This is a genomic window from Paenarthrobacter sp. TA1.8 (genome assembly GCF_048595705.1).
GTDB classification, from domain to species: Bacteria; Actinomycetota; Actinomycetes; order Actinomycetales; family Micrococcaceae; genus Arthrobacter; species Arthrobacter nitroguajacolicus.
Genome location: NZ_CP184287.1, coordinates 3961946 through 3977215 on the forward strand (window position 1 = coordinate 3961946; position 15270 = coordinate 3977215).

Annotated in this window: 13 protein-coding genes; 7 read left to right on the top strand and 6 right to left on the bottom strand. The window is 63.6% G+C overall.

Annotation, left to right across the window (positions count from 1 at the left end):
* The first annotated feature begins 25 nt into the window (after positions 1-25).
* The 5 genes from ACNAOT_RS18450 to ACNAOT_RS18470 all read left to right on the top strand — a co-directional run bounded on the left by ACNAOT_RS18450 (position 26) and on the right by ACNAOT_RS18470 (position 4376).
* The gene (locus tag ACNAOT_RS18450) at positions 26-754 is read left to right on the top strand and encodes a CPBP family intramembrane glutamic endopeptidase (protein ID WP_420178907.1); all 729 of its coding nucleotides are present in this window, start codon (positions 26-28) and stop codon (positions 752-754) included.
* Between the two features lie 122 nt (positions 755-876).
* Positions 877-1314, top strand: a complete 438-nt coding sequence (locus ACNAOT_RS18455) for a VOC family protein (RefSeq protein WP_420178908.1) — start codon at positions 877-879, stop codon at positions 1312-1314.
* Positions 1315-1335: 21 nt separating this feature from the next.
* Complete coding sequence (locus ACNAOT_RS18460) at positions 1336-2286, top strand: 1,4-dihydroxy-2-naphthoyl-CoA synthase (protein WP_420178909.1); 951 nt, start codon at positions 1336-1338, stop codon at positions 2284-2286.
* Between the two features lie 7 nt (positions 2287-2293).
* The gene (locus ACNAOT_RS18465) at positions 2294-3433 is read left to right on the top strand and encodes an AMP-binding protein (protein ID WP_420178910.1); all 1140 of its coding nucleotides are present in this window, start codon (positions 2294-2296) and stop codon (positions 3431-3433) included.
* A gap of 61 nt (positions 3434-3494) precedes the next feature.
* On the top strand, positions 3495-4376 hold the full coding sequence (locus ACNAOT_RS18470) for a 1,4-dihydroxy-2-naphthoate polyprenyltransferase (protein ID WP_091470506.1): 882 nt from the start codon (positions 3495-3497) through the stop codon (positions 4374-4376).
* 62 nt (positions 4377-4438) lie between these two features.
* On the opposite strand, the gene ACNAOT_RS18475 is transcribed toward ACNAOT_RS18470, so the two are convergent.
* Positions 4439-4750, bottom strand: a complete 312-nt coding sequence (locus tag ACNAOT_RS18475) for a DUF4229 domain-containing protein (protein WP_091470505.1) — start codon at positions 4748-4750, stop codon at positions 4439-4441.
* Between the two features lie 87 nt (positions 4751-4837).
* On the opposite strand from ACNAOT_RS18475, the gene ACNAOT_RS18480 reads away from it, so the two are divergent.
* Together ACNAOT_RS18480 and ACNAOT_RS18485 are read left to right on the top strand one after the other, a co-directional pair.
* On the top strand, positions 4838-5278 hold the full coding sequence (locus ACNAOT_RS18480) for a PLD nuclease N-terminal domain-containing protein (protein ID WP_091470504.1): 441 nt from the start codon (positions 4838-4840) through the stop codon (positions 5276-5278).
* Between the two features lie 6 nt (positions 5279-5284).
* On the top strand, positions 5285-5887 hold the full coding sequence (locus ACNAOT_RS18485) for a hypothetical protein (RefSeq protein ID WP_420178911.1): 603 nt from the start codon (positions 5285-5287) through the stop codon (positions 5885-5887).
* Positions 5888-5899: 12 nt separating this feature from the next.
* Here ACNAOT_RS18485 and ACNAOT_RS18490 read toward each other — a convergent pair whose 3' ends face one another.
* The 5 genes from ACNAOT_RS18490 to ACNAOT_RS18510 form a co-directional block, all read right to left on the bottom strand.
* Positions 5900-7375 (bottom strand): dynamin family protein, encoded by a 1476-nt coding sequence (locus tag ACNAOT_RS18490; protein ID WP_420178912.1) that lies wholly within the window; start codon positions 7373-7375, stop codon positions 5900-5902.
* On the bottom strand, positions 7372-9264 hold the full coding sequence (locus tag ACNAOT_RS18495) for a dynamin family protein (protein ID WP_420178913.1): 1893 nt from the start codon (positions 9262-9264) through the stop codon (positions 7372-7374). The genes ACNAOT_RS18490 and ACNAOT_RS18495 overlap by 4 nt, the downstream gene beginning before the upstream one ends.
* 153 nt (positions 9265-9417) lie before the next feature.
* A complete protein-coding gene (locus ACNAOT_RS18500; RefSeq protein WP_420178914.1) occupies positions 9418-10824 on the bottom strand; it encodes an IniB N-terminal domain-containing protein in 1407 nt (468 codons plus the stop codon).
* Positions 10825-10999: 175 nt separating this feature from the next.
* Positions 11000-13123: a LuxR C-terminal-related transcriptional regulator gene (locus ACNAOT_RS18505; RefSeq protein ID WP_420178915.1), complete on the bottom strand. Its 2124-nt coding sequence runs from the start codon at positions 13121-13123 to the stop codon at positions 11000-11002.
* A gap of 3 nt (positions 13124-13126) precedes the next feature.
* The gene (locus tag ACNAOT_RS18510; RefSeq protein ID WP_420178916.1) at positions 13127-15226 is read right to left on the bottom strand and encodes an Hsp70 family protein; all 2100 of its coding nucleotides are present in this window, start codon (positions 15224-15226) and stop codon (positions 13127-13129) included.
* Positions 15227-15270 lie beyond the last annotated feature (44 nt).

The following is a 15270-nucleotide window of genomic DNA, read 5'->3' on the forward strand; positions in this document are numbered from 1 at the left end:
CACGCAGCAAAGCTAGGCTGGTCACATGGGCACTCTTTCCACCAAGGCTCCTTTGTACAAATTCACTGCCCTGGATGCCATCGCCGTGGCAGCATATGTGGGCTTCACCGCCTACTTCCTGCTGGCTGGGCAGACGCTCAACCGGCTGATGCTCGAGCTGTTTACTGACCCGGCAACAGCGTCCTATGCCGTCAACGCGATCTTTTATGCCGGCGTCGGAATATTTGCGGTGGCGTCTGCCTGGCGGGTGGTGGGCCGTGACCTCCGGATCCTGGGGACCCGGCCGTGGTTCACGCTGGGCATGGTCCCCTTGACCTTGGTGGTCATGCTGATTCTCACAGCCCTTCTGGTGGCGGCCTTCGGGACCGCCCAAAGCTCCGAGAACCAACTGGGCATCCAAGGCATGCTGCAACACGTGCCGGCGTGGCTGATGGTGCCATTACTGGTCATCCTTGGTCCGTTCGTGGAGGAATATCTCTTTCGGCACCTCCTGATCGGCAAGTTGTCGCGATACCTGAACATCTGGGTTTGCTGCGTGATCTCCGTGGTGGTCTTCTCGTCCATCCATGTAGTGGGTCGCGAAGGACTCGCTTTGTCTGCGCTGGCTCCGTACCTGGGAATGGCCGTGGTGCTGGTGGCTGTCTACGTTTGGACGGGCAAGAACCTGATGTTCTCCTACTTTGTCCACGCCGCCAAGAACCTCATGGCCGTCGTCCTGATCTACGCGGTGCCGCCCGAACTCCTCCCCAACTAGGTCGCACTTAAGCGCGTTTTGAGCGCCCAAAACGCGCTTAAATGCGACCTAGTTGGGAACCCGGACGGAAGGTGACCGCAACCCCCTACCCAGCCACCCGCCGTCGGAATAGCTTGTAGAGCATGACACTCAACATCCAGGTAGTAGTCGATTGCAAGAAGCCGCACGACCTCGCCGACTGGTGGGCTGAGACACTCGAGTGGAACGTCGAGCCGCAGGACGAGGCGTTCATCCGTTCCATGATCGAGCAGGGCTACGCCACCGAGGACCAGACCATCACGCACAACGGCAAGCTGGTGTGGGCGGAGGGCTGTGCGATCGTACCCGCCGAAGACACGGACCCCAAGACCGGCCGGCGGATCCTGTTCCAGACTGATCGCAACGAAAAATCGGTAAAGAACAGGGTGCACTGGGACGTCCGGTTAGACGGCCGGGACAAGGATGACGTGCGGAAACAGCTCGAAGCGCGCGGCGCCAAGCACCTGTGGACCGCCAATCAGGGACCCCACGAATGGCACACCATGGCCGACCCCGAGGGCAACGAGTTCTGCATCAGCTAAGGCCATTACTAGACTCGGACTGTGAACAACCAACTCCCTGCCAAGGTTTCCGACGTCTTTGACCCCTCACGCTGGCGCACAGTTTCCGGCTTCGACGACTTCAAGGACATGACCTACCACCGGCAGGTTGAGCGTTCAACGGACGGCACAGTCAAGGACCTCCCCACGGTCCGCATCGCCTTCAACCGGCCCGAGGTCCGCAACGCGTTCCGCCCGGGTACCGTGGACGAGCTCTACCGGGCAATGGATCACGCACGTATGACTCCTGACGTCGCCACGGTCCTCCTCACAGGTAACGGACCTTCTGAGAAGGACGGCGGACACTCGTTCTGCTCCGGCGGCGACCAGCGGATTCGTGGCAGGGACGGCTACCGCTACGCCGAGGGGGATACACAGGAAACCATCGACCCCGCCCGCGCCGGCCGCCTCCATATCCTGGAAGTCCAGCGGCTCATGCGGACCATGCCCAAGGTGGTTATCGCGGTGGTCAATGGTTGGGCTGCCGGCGGCGGCCACTCGCTGCACGTTGTCAGCGACCTCACCATCGCCTCGCGGGAGCACGGCAAATTCAAGCAGACGGACGCAACCGTAGGAAGTTTCGACGCCGGATACGGCTCTGCGCTGCTGGCCCGCCAGATCGGGCAGAAAGCCGCGCGGGAAATCTTCTTCCTGGCCCGCGAATATTCCGCGGAGGACATGGTCAGGATGGGCGCCGTGAACGAGGCAGTTGACCACTCCCGCCTCGAAGAAGTTGCTCTGGAGTACGCAGCGGACATCGCCCGCCAGTCCCCGCAGGCCATCCGTATGCTCAAATTCGCTTTCAACCTGGCCGACGACGGCCTGGCCGGCCAGCAGGTCTTCGCCGGTGAAGCCACCCGTCTCGCGTACATGACTGACGAAGCCGTCGAGGGCAAAGAAGCGTTCCTCCAGAAGCGCGACCCCGACTGGTCCAACTTCCCCTACTACTTCTAGGACCACCGTGAACATCGATCCCATTTTGAAAGCCCTGATGGCCGCCCTCCATGGCGAGGGACCCGCCGTCGAAATCGTGATGGATGAAAACGGCGAGCCGCAGGCTGTTCCCGTGGAGACCGGCGTCGAAGAGGCAGCTGTGCTGGTCCGCACCTCCGGTTCCACGGGGACGCCCAAGGCAACCGTACTGACCATCGATGCCCTCGCGGCTTCCTCTGTTTCCACCGCCGTGGCCCTGCGTGGCGAAGGACAGTGGTTGCTGGCACTCCCGCTGCAGTATGTTGCGGGTGTGCAGGTGCTGGTCCGCTCGCTCTACGCAGGCACGCGTCCGTGGGTCATGGATCAGTCGGACGGCTTCACGCCCGAAGCCTTCACGGCCGCCGCCGAGGAACTGACTGACAAGATCCGCTTTACCTCCCTGGTGCCCACGCAGCTGCGGCGGCTCCTCGACTCCCCCGCGCCGGAAACCCTGGCCGTGCTGCGCCGCTTCAACGCGATCCTGCTGGGTGGTGCGCCGGCCTCTGCTGAGCTCCTTGCCGCCGCCCACGCCGAGGGGCTGAAGGTGGTGACCACCTACGGCTCAGCCGAGACGTGCGGTGGGTGCGTTTACGACGGCGAGCCGTTGGACGGCGTCGAGGTCCGCATCGGTGAAGGCGAACTGGAAGGCCGCATCCTGCTGGGTGGCGACACCGTGGCGGCGGGCTACCTGGACGCCGCCCGCGCCTCAAGAGCAGCATTCTTCGAGGAAGACGGCGTCCGCTGGTACATCACCGGCGACCTTGGCGAGCTGTCCGACGACGGCAAGCTCACAGTGCTGGGCCGCGCCGATGACGTGATCATCACCGGCGGCGTCAAAGCCTCCGCCGCTTACATCCAGGGCAAGCTGGAAGAGCTCGACGGCGTCACCGCGGCTTTCGTAACCGGCGTCCCGTCACGGGAATGGGGCCAAGCTGTGGCGGCGTACGTTGCCGTCACTGATCCGTCGCCTGCGGGCCTCAAGGGATTCACGGCCCGCCGGGAGGAATCACTGGGTGTCCTGGCGCCCAAAACCGTGTTCGCTGACAAGGCTTTGCCGATGCTTCCCAACGGAAAGCCGGACCGTATGTCCATGATTGACCGGCTTTCCGAGCTGCATCAGGGACAATAGACAAGTTCTTCCCCCCCGCCCCCTGACTAAGATCAACCGCGAAATACACGAGGTACTACACGTGGCGACAGCTGCACAATGGATTCAAGGAGCCCGGCTCCGCACACTGCCCGCGGCCATCGCACCGGTCCTCATCGGTTCGGCAGCGGCGTACGAGCTCCACGCTTTCCGGCTGCCGAACGCGATCCTGGCAGCACTTGTGGCTCTCCTGCTTCAAATTGGCGTGAACTACGCCAACGACTACTCCGATGGCATCCGCGGAACGGATGAGGACCGCGTGGGCCCGCTCCGTTTGGTCGGTTCAGGCGCCGCAAAGCCGGAGCAGGTGAAGTGGGCTGCCTTTGCCCTCTTCGGGGCGGCGATGATTTGCGGCCTCATCCTGGTGATCATTACCCAGGCATGGTGGCTGATCCTGGTGGGTATCGGCTGCATCATGGCGGCTTGGGGCTACACCGGCGGCAAGAACCCCTACGGCTACCTGGGCCTGGGCGACGTCTTTGTCTTCGTGTTCTTCGGACTCGTGGCCACCCTGGGAACCACCTACACCCAGGCCGGGCAGGTCAGCCTCGCCGCGGTCATCGGTGCGATCGGCACCGGACTCATTGCCTGTGCACTGCTGATGGCCAACAACGTCAGGGACATCCCGACTGATGCGGCCGCAGGTAAGCGGACCTTGGCCGTCAGGCTGGGTGACCGGCACGCCCGCGAAAGCTACGTCCTGATGCTGGCCGTGGCCATCCTGCTCGTGATCGTCCTGGCACCCACCAAGCCGTGGATGCTGATCGTGCTGCTGCTGATTCCGGCCTGCCTGATGCCGGCCTGGCTCATGGTGAACGGCAAGAAGCGCAAGAGCCTGATCCCCGTTCTCAAGCAGACCGGCATGATCAACCTCGGCTACAGCCTGTTGTTCTCGCTGGGACTGATCCTGAGCCGCGGCTTCTGAGTCTTTGTACAAATGACGCCCCTAAGAAGCTTTCTTAGGGGCGTTAGCTGTAAACAAAAGTTCTAGGCAGTGCCAGGGCGTTTGTCGTTGTTCACGGCGATGTCCGGGTTCTTCTCCACCAAGCCGTCCTCGACGGCAGCGTCTTCAACCTCACCGGCAGTACGGATGGGCTTGGCCCGCCCGGAGAACCGCTCGCGCATGGCTGCCGTGGCGGCGTCGCGCTGTTTCTGGAAGAACAGGTAACTGATAGCGAAGGCAATCAGCCCGGCGAAGACCACAGCGAGGATCCAGCCCACCCCCAAAAAGGCGAACAGCACGAACAACGGCACGAACAGCGCCAGACGGATGAGGGAATACTTCAGGAAAGCCACCATCCAAGTTTAGCCGCCCGGATGGTTGCACTCTGATCACAGCCGGAACAGGGCGTCCAGTGATCGGCTTCAGGCGACTAGACTTGGTGCATGCTCCGGGTTGTAGGCGTCGTTATTGTTCTAGTCATCTTCGTCTATGCCCTGGTGGACGTCATCCGCACGGACGGCAACCAAACACGCGGGATATCCAAGCCCGCCTGGATCATTGTGATGATCCTCCTGCCGCTGCTGGGAGCAATCCTCTGGTTCATTTTCGGCCGGCCCTACGGCAAGCCCACTGCCAAGCCCGTACGCCGCCAGCCCACAGCCCCGGACGACGACCCCGAATTCCTGCGCAATCTGGAAACCCGACGCCGTAACCAGGCTGCAGAGGATCGCCTGAAGAAGCTCAAGGCAGACCATGACGCCAAGGACAGCGATACGGGCGACAAGCCAAACGATGGCAGCGGCGACGCCAAAAACAACGGCTTCAAACCCGGCGACGCCAAGCGCAGCGAGCCGGATCCCCATGACACGGACGAGCTGAAGTAGGCAAACATGGCCCAGCAAGCTGATGGATCACGGCAGTCACCCTCCTCCACACCATCAGTCAGCGGGCCCGCATCACCCTCCGCACCGCCCCCACGCCCAGGTATTTCCCTGTCCACGCCGCCGCCCATAGCGGCGGTTGTTCGTCCTCCCGGACCTGCACGCTTGTCCCGCACTCTCTGGGTGGCCAGCTTCGTGGCCGGAATCGCCGTCGTTGTAACAGGCTTTCTCGGCCGTGATGCCCACTTCGAACGCCTGAAAGGCGTCATCGGAGGAATGGTCCCCGACGGCGACGCCGACGCAGTGGAGGGAGCCACCGCCGTCGTGTTCCTGGGAAGCCTCACCATGCTCGCGCTGGTAGTAGCCATGGAAGCTGTCCTGCTGGCGGTCCTCTTCAAACGCCGTATCTGGGCTCGCTGGGCTCTTGCCCCGTTGGTCCTTCTCCATGCGGTGGTCACTGTCATTACCGCCGACTTCGTGGTGGCTCCCGGCGCGGACGGTGTCCTGACGATCGTGCTGTTGGCGGCCCAATTCATCCTGGCCGCAGCCGCCCTGATCCTGCTGTTTCTCCCCTCCACCACCACCTGGCTGCTCAGCGAACGGGCTGCTTAGCGAACGGGTTTCTTAATGAACGGCGGGAATAGCGGCCAGCATCCCCTCGCAACTGCGAAGGACTACACGGCACGCTTCAAGCGCGGCCGGCTCAGTGAGCGGGTTCTCCGCGATCAACCGCCAACGGTTCAGGCTGTTTCGCGCTGCCTCAGTGATCTGATCCGGGCTTGCCTCCGCATCCAGGCCCAACCTCAGCGGTGGCGTGCTGCCACGGCCGCCCACCAGCCGCTCAGCTTCTGCTGATTGCTCCGGGGTCAGGCTTAGGCCATCGGTCCGGAGCGTTGCCAGAAGTTTCACTTCCCGGAACTCGTGGGCTCCCGTTCGAAGTCTTTCCAAGTTGGCGTCCAGGAGCAGCGCGACATCTCTGCGCGAAGTGCGCAGCAGTGCTTCCAAACCCACGACGGCGGCACGCGCCTTGAGTGCCTCCGCCCGGGTTTGGAACAGAAAGGCTACGTTGTCGAGCAACTGGCCAAGGCCGCTGCGCCGTGCCAGCTCATGGGCCAGTTCGGTGGCATTGCTGATGCCACCCCGGATCAGGGCAACACCAAGGCGGATCCCGAACAGGCCGAATCTTTGCACGAGGACTGCTTTTGCTGCCCGGCTCAAACCTTCGGGCTCGGCGGACCGGACAAAGAGGTCCGCTGAGAGCATCAGCCTCTCCCTCTGGTTTCTGTCCATTTGTGCCAACAGTTTCATGGCTTCGAAATCGGTCTGGCGCATGGTCCTCGAACTTTGCGCCAGCAAACCGGCAACCGGGACAACACCCAGGGCAAGGGGCTTGAGGTTCTGGTCCCGGCTGTATCTATCGGCGATCACTGCTGCGGAAATAAGGGAATCAATTCTTCCCGCGCCGATCTCGTCAGCCCGGGACAGGACCGCCAAGGCGTTGACAGTCCCTGATTGACCCGCGGAGGTGTCCTTGAAGGACTCCAGGAACCGGACATCGGAGGAGTGGAGATGCCGCAGGAGATAGATGACGGCATCGGCGGCCATGGGGGCATCTTCGGGGAGGAGGAACTCCGTGGAGCGGCCTGACACATCCTGGGACAACGAGGCGATGCCCGGGGTATCAATCAGGGTAAGCTCCCGCAGGCTGGCAGATGGCCAGTCCACCACCAGCCGCTCCACGTCCTCGGCCCGGATATCCCCCATGTTGAAGACCAGCCGGCCGTCTTCGCGGGTGACAGGGAGCGCTAATGGCTCCCCGACGATCGGATGGAGCGTGATCCTTGGCGTGTGCCCGTAGCGGTACCACGTGACGATCCGGGTGCATTCCCCGGCGTCGGTGGGTGCGATTTCCTCCCCGATGATCGCGTTGAGGAGAGTGGACTTGCCAGCCTTAACCATGCCTGCCACTGCTATTCGCAAAGGCCCTTCCAGCCTGCCCTGGAGCTCATCCACCACTGCGAGCGCCGCTGCGTCGTCGTGGAAGGCCTCCCGTGCTTGCCGGAGCAGATCCGCGACTCCGGCGATCCCCGACTCGATCATCCTGCCGGCACCGAGGACGGTGCTGTTTTGGCCTGGGTGGCGGGTTTGGCCTGGGGCGTGGGGCCGGTCTGCGGGACGGACGGCTCTTCCTGCAGCTGCTGAGAAGCTTTGGCCAGGGCATCCACTACCTTGAGCTGGTTCCGTATTTCTTTGATTCTCGTGTCCCGCTCCACGGCGTAGGTAGCAGCCGCTTTCTGCGCGGCCGCCACTGATTCCGTCAGAGTACGGTGGTGTTCTTCGGCGATCTCCGTGAAGTGGTCCCGTGTGGCCCGTTGGACCAGCCGCAGCCTGTCCTTGAGCTGCTTGCCCACTTGGAACACAACATCGTCAACATGCTTGCGGACCAGGACCTTGGCTTCTGATTGCCGTTGCTTGAGCCTGGCTTCTTTGTCTTCCCGGTAGGCTTTCCGGCCCAGCATCAGGCCGGCTCCTACGGATAGCGGATTAATGAGGGCCATCCCGAAAATGCCGGTTAGCAGGCCAAACATCAGCACGCCACCGTAGGACCCGCGCATCCCGATCAGCACCTTCTGCAGAGGCCCGAGGCGCCCGTCTTCCATGTCCTGGATGTCAGCCACGGGGTCCAGCACGCCGCCGGTGTCGGCTACCTTCAACGCGGGGAGGGCCACCTCATCTTCGGAGAAGTGTTCCGCCACATGCGTGGCCAACCATTGGGCACGTTCGCTGGTCCACACGAAAGTATCCGAAACCGCTGCGGCCGTGCTCTGTTCCAGCCACTGTGTGAACTGCTCCCACGCTGGCCCGGGATCTCCTTGATCTATGGCAATTTCGGCCTCGCGCTGGATCCTGCGCAGCCTGTCCCTTAGGTCATATTCCAGGTCGGCGATGAGGTCGCCGATGCCATCGTTCAGGGTTATCTGCCAACGCGCGGAGCGTTTGCGCAGCGCGTCGGCGTCTTCCTTGGCCGCGTTCAGGCCAGCGATCATCTGCGGAGTTCCCGCCGGATTCTCAAGGGCTTCCAGCTCCGACTGCAGCGCCAGCCTGAGGTTTTCACTGACGGTCAACAGGTCGTTGCCTACGGATTTGCGTTGAATCCTTGCCGCCCCGCCCACAATGTTGTTCCGCAGGTGGGCGATCAACGCCGGAAACCCTGATTCGGTGTTCAGTTCGGGGTCCTGCAGCCGCGCTGCGTGGAGTCGCAGCTCCGAGGACACCGGAAACAGGGGAATATCAGGCCCGACATCGGCCAAGTGTCTCCTATCCAAGTCAGCAATCTGGCGCCAGCTCGGATAAAGGTCGGTCTTGGACAGCACGCACAGGACGTTGGGGTTGATGCGCATCGCCTGGCGAAGGAACCGCATCTCGGGCTCGGTGAATTCCTGGGAAGCATCGGTCACAAACACCATGGCGTGCGCCGATGGCAGGGCAGTCAGCGTGGTCAAAGTGTGTGTTGAGCCCAGACCTCCAACGCCTGGAGAGTCCACGATTGTCAGTCCGCCCGCCAGAAGCTTTCGTGGAAGGCAAACTTCGGCCGCAACGATGTTCTTCATGTTGCCCGGGTTGCCCTTTTCGGAGACGTATTCCGCAAGGTGCTCCAGCTGCACCGGTTGCCGTTCCAGTCCGCTTTCCGGCCCGCTTGCGTCCCGTTCCGGGTCCGTACCATGCTCGCCGGGGACAAGGACAACGGCCGACGCCGGGTCCCCCTGACGTACGACCGTTGGGACGGAGGTGGCAATGTCGTCATCAACCGGGCACACAGGTGCGTTAACCAAAGCGTTGATGAGCTGGCTCTTACCCTGTTTGAACTCACCCACCACCATCACGCGAACGCTGGGATCCCGCAAGCGGTTGAGGGTATTTTCCAGTCGGCGCCGAAGGTCGTTCCGGTCCCCCACCAGCGCCATGCCCTGCTCAACCAACGTGGTCATGTGTCCTGTTTCCGCCACCATTTGTCCTTTGCTCTGCCGCCTCGCCGTTGAGGCCACGAAGTGCCCGGCAGACGCTTGGCGCCTGCCGGGCACTGCTGGGGTGTTCGTAAACGTCGTGTCTTGGATCGTTACGACGTCTGGATTTTTTTGGTGCTAGTCGATTTCCACATCGTTCTTGGCCACGACGATCGAGTCGTCGATGTCGTTGTATTCGACGTCCACATCGAGCTCGTTGTCGGCGATGACCGTGTTGTCCTCCACGTTGGTGTATTCGACATCCACCTCGTTGTCCTGGATAACCGTGGAATCGTAATTGACCTGGACATCTTCGACGTCGATCTCCTTGGAGTTGTCGATCTCCAGCTCGTTGTCCTGGATGACAGTGGAGTCGTAGTTGACCTGGACATCTTCCAGTTCCACGTTGGTGGAGTGATCGTTGGTGTACTCCAGTTCCACCTCGTTGTCCTTGATGATCGTGGAGTTCTCGATGTTCGTGTACTCCACGTCCACGTCGCCGACTTCCAGCTCGGTCTCGTTGTTGTAGGAGTCCTTGTTGAAGGAATCCGTGTTGTGGATGTTGGTATGCGAATTGTCCGTGTTTGTGGAGTGGTCGTCATTGAAGGAATCCTCAATGTCAACGTCCACGTCTACATCGGTGTTGTAGGAGTCCTTGGTCACCGAGTGATCGTCGTTGAACGAATCCTTGACCTCGATGTCCGTGTTGCCAACCTCAACGTCACCGGGACCCGATTCACTGATATTCACCGAGTTGTCCGTTGAATGGTCATCAGTGTTGGTGGTCGTTGTGCTGGTGTTACCGGAATCCTTCACATCGTCGCCGGCAGCAATCGCACCGTCGCCCGAGGCAACCACAGCGTCCTGGTTGAAGAGCTGCGTAACATCGCCGTCTGCCCAGATGTTCTGGTTGACCGACTGGTCGGTGATCGTGTCGCGGTCGTCGATGGTGGTGGTGTACGAGTAGTTGTTCACCACATGGACCAGCTGCTGAACGGCATGTGCGTGGTCATCCCAGTCGCCGCCACCGTGTCCGCCGCCACCGTGTCCGCCGCCATCGTGGTCATCGTCGTCATGGCCATCCCAGCCACCGCCGCCGCCACCGTGTCCGCCGCCGCCGTGGTCATCGTCGTCATGGCCATCCCAGCCACCGCCGCCCCCACCGTGTCCGCCGCCGCCGTGGTCATCGCCGTCATGGCCATCCCAGCCACCGCCGCCCCCACCGTGCCCGCCACCGTCGTGGTCGCCGCCACCGTGTCCGCCGCCGCCGTGATCATCGTCGTCGTGTCCACCCCAGCTGCCGCCCCCGCCAGTGGAAGCGTTGTTGCCGCCGGTGCTGTATTCGCGGTCGAACGACGAACGGGCGTTGATGGGTGCGTAGTCGAGCACCACCGGGCGGACGGCGTCGACGTCGGCCGAAGAAACGTCGCGCAGACCCGCTGCGGCGAGGGCTGCTTCGGGATCCCGGACGAATTCTTCAGCGGCATCAGGATCGTTGAACAGGCTCATCAGGAACTGCACGAGCTGTTGTGCGAGTGTTGGCATTGGAGTGCTCCCTCAAATTCTGTGATGGAAAAGGATTCGCCCGGCGCCTTTGCCGGGCTTGCATTCAACGTATTGCCGGGGCTGGCCACCGGGCATCGGGTGTGGTCCCCCTACCGCTTCCCGCACCGTTAGGGGATGGTGTGGTTTTCCGTTAGGGGATGGAGGGGGTTACCGCTTATGGAGGCGGGTGCCCCTCCCCCAATGCCAACCGCAGGCGGACCAGGAGTTCGGAACGGTTTTCGGCCCCCAGGCGTCGTCGCATGCGTGCCACGTGGTGCTCCGCCGTGCGGGGTGAAATGTAGATGGCTTCGCCGATTTCCCGGTAGGTCTTGCCCTCCAGAATGAGTCGACCCACTTCACGCTCCCTGGCGCTGAGCCCGGAGGAGTCAGGAGCTCCGGGGCCACCCCCGTTGTCCATGACGGGATGAGCAGGAACGGCAGTGCGAGCATCCACCTGCCGCTCTGAAACCCCGGCCGACGGCGCCGCACCCTGCGGGTGGATGTCCCTGGCGCACGCCAGCAGTTTCACCATGTCACGTCGTTCATCCGCATGCGCAGCGGCATGGCCGGCCAGGCGGGCGCCCTCCCATGGCATGCCGACGGCGGCCAACCCGCGGGCCGCTGTTTCAACGTCGGACGCCTCAAAGCGGCTGGCCAGGACCGAGACCCAGGCCTTACCGCCAGCGGCGAGCACTGACGCCAGATGGCTGCGCTCCGATGCCCGCACCAGTGCTGCCGCGTGCGGTGCAAGCCCTGCGGGATCTTCGCTCAGCAAGGCCGCCTGCACCGCCGCCCAGTGCAACGGCACCGACCATAACGACGGATTGCCCAGCTTCGCCAGCAAATCCCAAGCGCCTTCCAGATAGTGCGAAACCCTCCTTGATTCCCGCAGTCGCGCAGCCGTGATCATCAGTTCGCCCCATGGCAGAAGGCTGTAGAGATCCACCGATACGTGCATCATGGTTTCGCGGGCCCTGTCCCAGGCCAGCACAAGCTCGTGTGCGTCGCTGCCCCGCCGGGCAAGGCCTACTTCCAAGGCCGACAACAAGAACTCGTCCCGTGGCGCGAGGGACCAGTGATTGGCTTTGACGGCCTCGTTGATGGCCAGGCGTGCGTCATCTGCGTTGTCCTGCTGCATCGAGGACCAGGCACGCAACAGAAACAGCCGTGGACGGGCTGCGTCGCCGCCTTGGCCCGCAGCCAGCGCTGCCTTGAGCACAGTGTCCGCCACCGCCGGCTCCCCGCTGTGGAGGGCGCATAAGGCGGCCAGGGCACCGGGCGTTTCCGGCAACGGGATGGATGTTCCCGCCGCGTTCATCATGTCGGAAGCCCTGATGAGCTCGGCCAGCGCCAGTTCCGGTGCAGGTCCCAAGGTTTGTCGGAGCCCTTGCTGGGTCAGTGACAACGCCACAGCCAGGAGCGTGGGCGAACCGCTCGGCGGAGCAGCTGCCAGAAGCTCCTCGGCACCCAACGGGTTTCCCGAACCGATCATGGCCACCGCAGCGAGCGGGGCCGAGGCATCGATCCTGTCCGACCCCAGCCAGTTGTACGTATCTGCGCTCCGGGCAAGCATTCCACGCTGGGCCCAGACGGCCGCGGCCACGTCCACTCCCAGCCGAAGGTCGGGCGCTTCAGGCACTGCCAGGAGGCGGTCCACGATCCTGCCGGCGGTGTCCAGGTCACCGGTTGCCGCTGTAGCCTTTGCACGTCTCGCGGCCTTGGCAACCTCGTCTCCCCCGGCCATGAGGGCTTCCGCGTACAGCTCGGCGGCCAAACGTGGGTCAGATTCCAAGGCCTCGTCAGCAGACCGTTCGAGCTCAGCCACCACATGGGGGTCCTGAAAGCCACTCCTCGCCAGCTCACGGGCCAAATCCCCTAAGGCCCGGCCCTCGTGGAGAGTCTTGTCCACCAGTTCCCTTTGCATCGCCCTGATGCGGGCAGTGGGAGTTCCTTTCAGCAGGGCGTACCGTGCAGTACCCACCACAGTCCCATCCGGCAAAAGCAAGCCGGTGTCCTTGGCAGCGGCAATGATCGAGTCCAAGCCGCCGGGGTGGCCCAGGCCGTCAGCGCCACCCAGGCTGTCAGCGCCACCCAGGCTGTCAGGAAGGGGCGATGGAAGGGAGAACCCCACGGACAGGGCCAGAAGCAGCTCGCGGACAGGGGCAGTCCCGCCCGTCAGCATGGGCGCCAGATCTGCGCGCATGGTGTCATCTGCGCCCGGGGTGTCGATAGCTTGGTTGATGGGGTGATCCTCTGCGCCGGGGCGGAAGTGCCCGGGCTTATGGTCGTGTCCCGTCATGGGTCAGACCGCCGATAGCAGCGCTGGATCCGGAGTAGGGCTGGTGTCGGTTGGTAGGGGGTCAGGGACGGCCGGCGGGGTGGTCTCTTGGGGCAGTACCGGGTCCGGCGACGCCGGTGGGTCCTGGACCACCGTGGGCTCGGGCTGCGGCACCGTTGGTTCCGGCGACGGCGGTGGCGGCGGTGGGGTGCCCGGGTCCGTAGGAGTGACGGGCGGCGTTGTTGGTTCCACTACCGGCGGAGTTGTTGGGTCCGTGGTTACCGGTGGTGGTGTTGTTGTTGCGGGAGGAGGCGTTGGTCCGCTCGCGGCACCCCCTGTGGGATCAGGTTCAGGGGTGGTTGGCGGCGTAATAGCCGGAGGCGGAGTCTGAGTGCCCGGAGCCTGAGTACCCGGAGTGGAAGTTCCCGTTCCGGGGGCAGCAGGCGTGGTGGTGCCTCCCGTCCCGCCGGCTGCTGTACCGGAGGAGGTGCCGACGGCACCCGACCCGGCCGTGTTGCCCGAACCATTGGCCGCGGCGCCTGTCCCCGCGTTAGCCGTACCCGGGTTCGTTGCATTCTGCCGGGCCGGAGCCCGTCCGTTGGACCCGGCCCTCGTGACGCCGGTCTTGGCGCTGGCTTCGAGTCCAGCCGCGGGTCCCCCGATGACGGGGGTCGAGCCAGCGCCAGCGCCGGATGCTTGGGCCGCGCCGGCCGCCTGCGCACCGCCGTCGCGCATGACGTCGGCCGCCTGGTTACCGAATACGGTCGCCAGCAGTCCGGTGCCTTCGGGGCTCTGTGCCGCGGTGGCAGTCGCGATGGTCAGCACCGTTGCGGCGGCAGCGGCTGCTGCGGCCATGCGAACGCGGGGCCGCAGGGCGTGGCGGCCTGGCTTGGCCGACGCAGCTTTGAGGTGGTTGAAAGCCGGAGCCCTGTCCGGGACGTGCGGCCTCCCCAATGCAGCGGCCGCACTTTTATCCGCGGCACTTGATTCCTCAGCCGCGGAGGCCAGAGCTGAAGCGGTTGACGCGGCATCCACTGCACTTGAACCGCTGGGGCGCAGGCCAGCCACGGCGGCGCCAAGGCAGATGGATGACTTGGGATCGGCGTCGACGGCGATCGGACGGTCCAGTTCCACGGAAATCAGCTCTGCCACGAGTGGAATCCGGGACGATCCGCCGATGAGCAGCACTGCGCTCAAGTCCTGCGCTTCAAGGTTGATGCTCCGCAGGCTGCGTTGGAGGGCGTCCACCGTATCCCGGACAGGGGCCTCGATCATTGCCTCGAATTCCGAACGGACCAGCCGCACGGACAGCTGGGTGCCGGGTAGGGATACGGCCACGCTGGCTTCGCTGTCCAGGGAAAGTGCTTCCTTGGCCTCGCGGCATTCGCGCCGTAACCGTGAGAGGGCCGCCAAAGTCTCAGGAGAGCTCGCATCCAAGGCCGCGCCCTCGCCAAGGTGACCCATCACATGACGCAGGACGGCGGCGTCGAAATCGGCGCCGCCAAGGGTCTCAATACCATCGGGACGGCCCAATAGTTCAAAGTTACCGGCGCTGGCTTTGCGGAGCACGGCGGTGTCGAAAGTGCCGCCGCCGAGGTCGTACACCGCGACGATGCTGCCGTCTTCCACCCGGGTTTGGGAGGCATAGTGCAGGGCTGCCGCTTCCGGCTCGCTGATCAGGGTGATGTCCTGCAGACCGGCCACGTTGAGCGCTGCAAGGACCAGTGAGGTGCGGTGCTGCCCCCACGCTGCGGGGTGCGTCATGATGATCGACGACGGCGCGCTGCCCTCGCGTTCTTCGGCCCTGTCCACCACCCAACGGGCCATTCGGGCATACACGTCCTCGGGGGCCAGCCAACTATCCCCGACAGCCAAGGGAACGGAATCACCTATCCGGCGCTTGAATTCCCGCACCATGCGCCGGGGGTCGTCCAAGCCACGGCGTTCGGCCGCTTCACCTACCAGGACACGGCCATCATCCGCATAGAACAAGACGGATGGCACGGCACTGCCGTGCAAGCCCAACGACAGAATCTCCGGGGCTGGAATGGGGCCTTGGCCAGGCTTGACAAGGGCTGCGGCGGTAAAACTCGTCCCGACGTCAATGGCGAGAACATAGCTCATGGTTACCTCGAAGAGAACACGGCGCGACGCTAGCGGGCTGCATC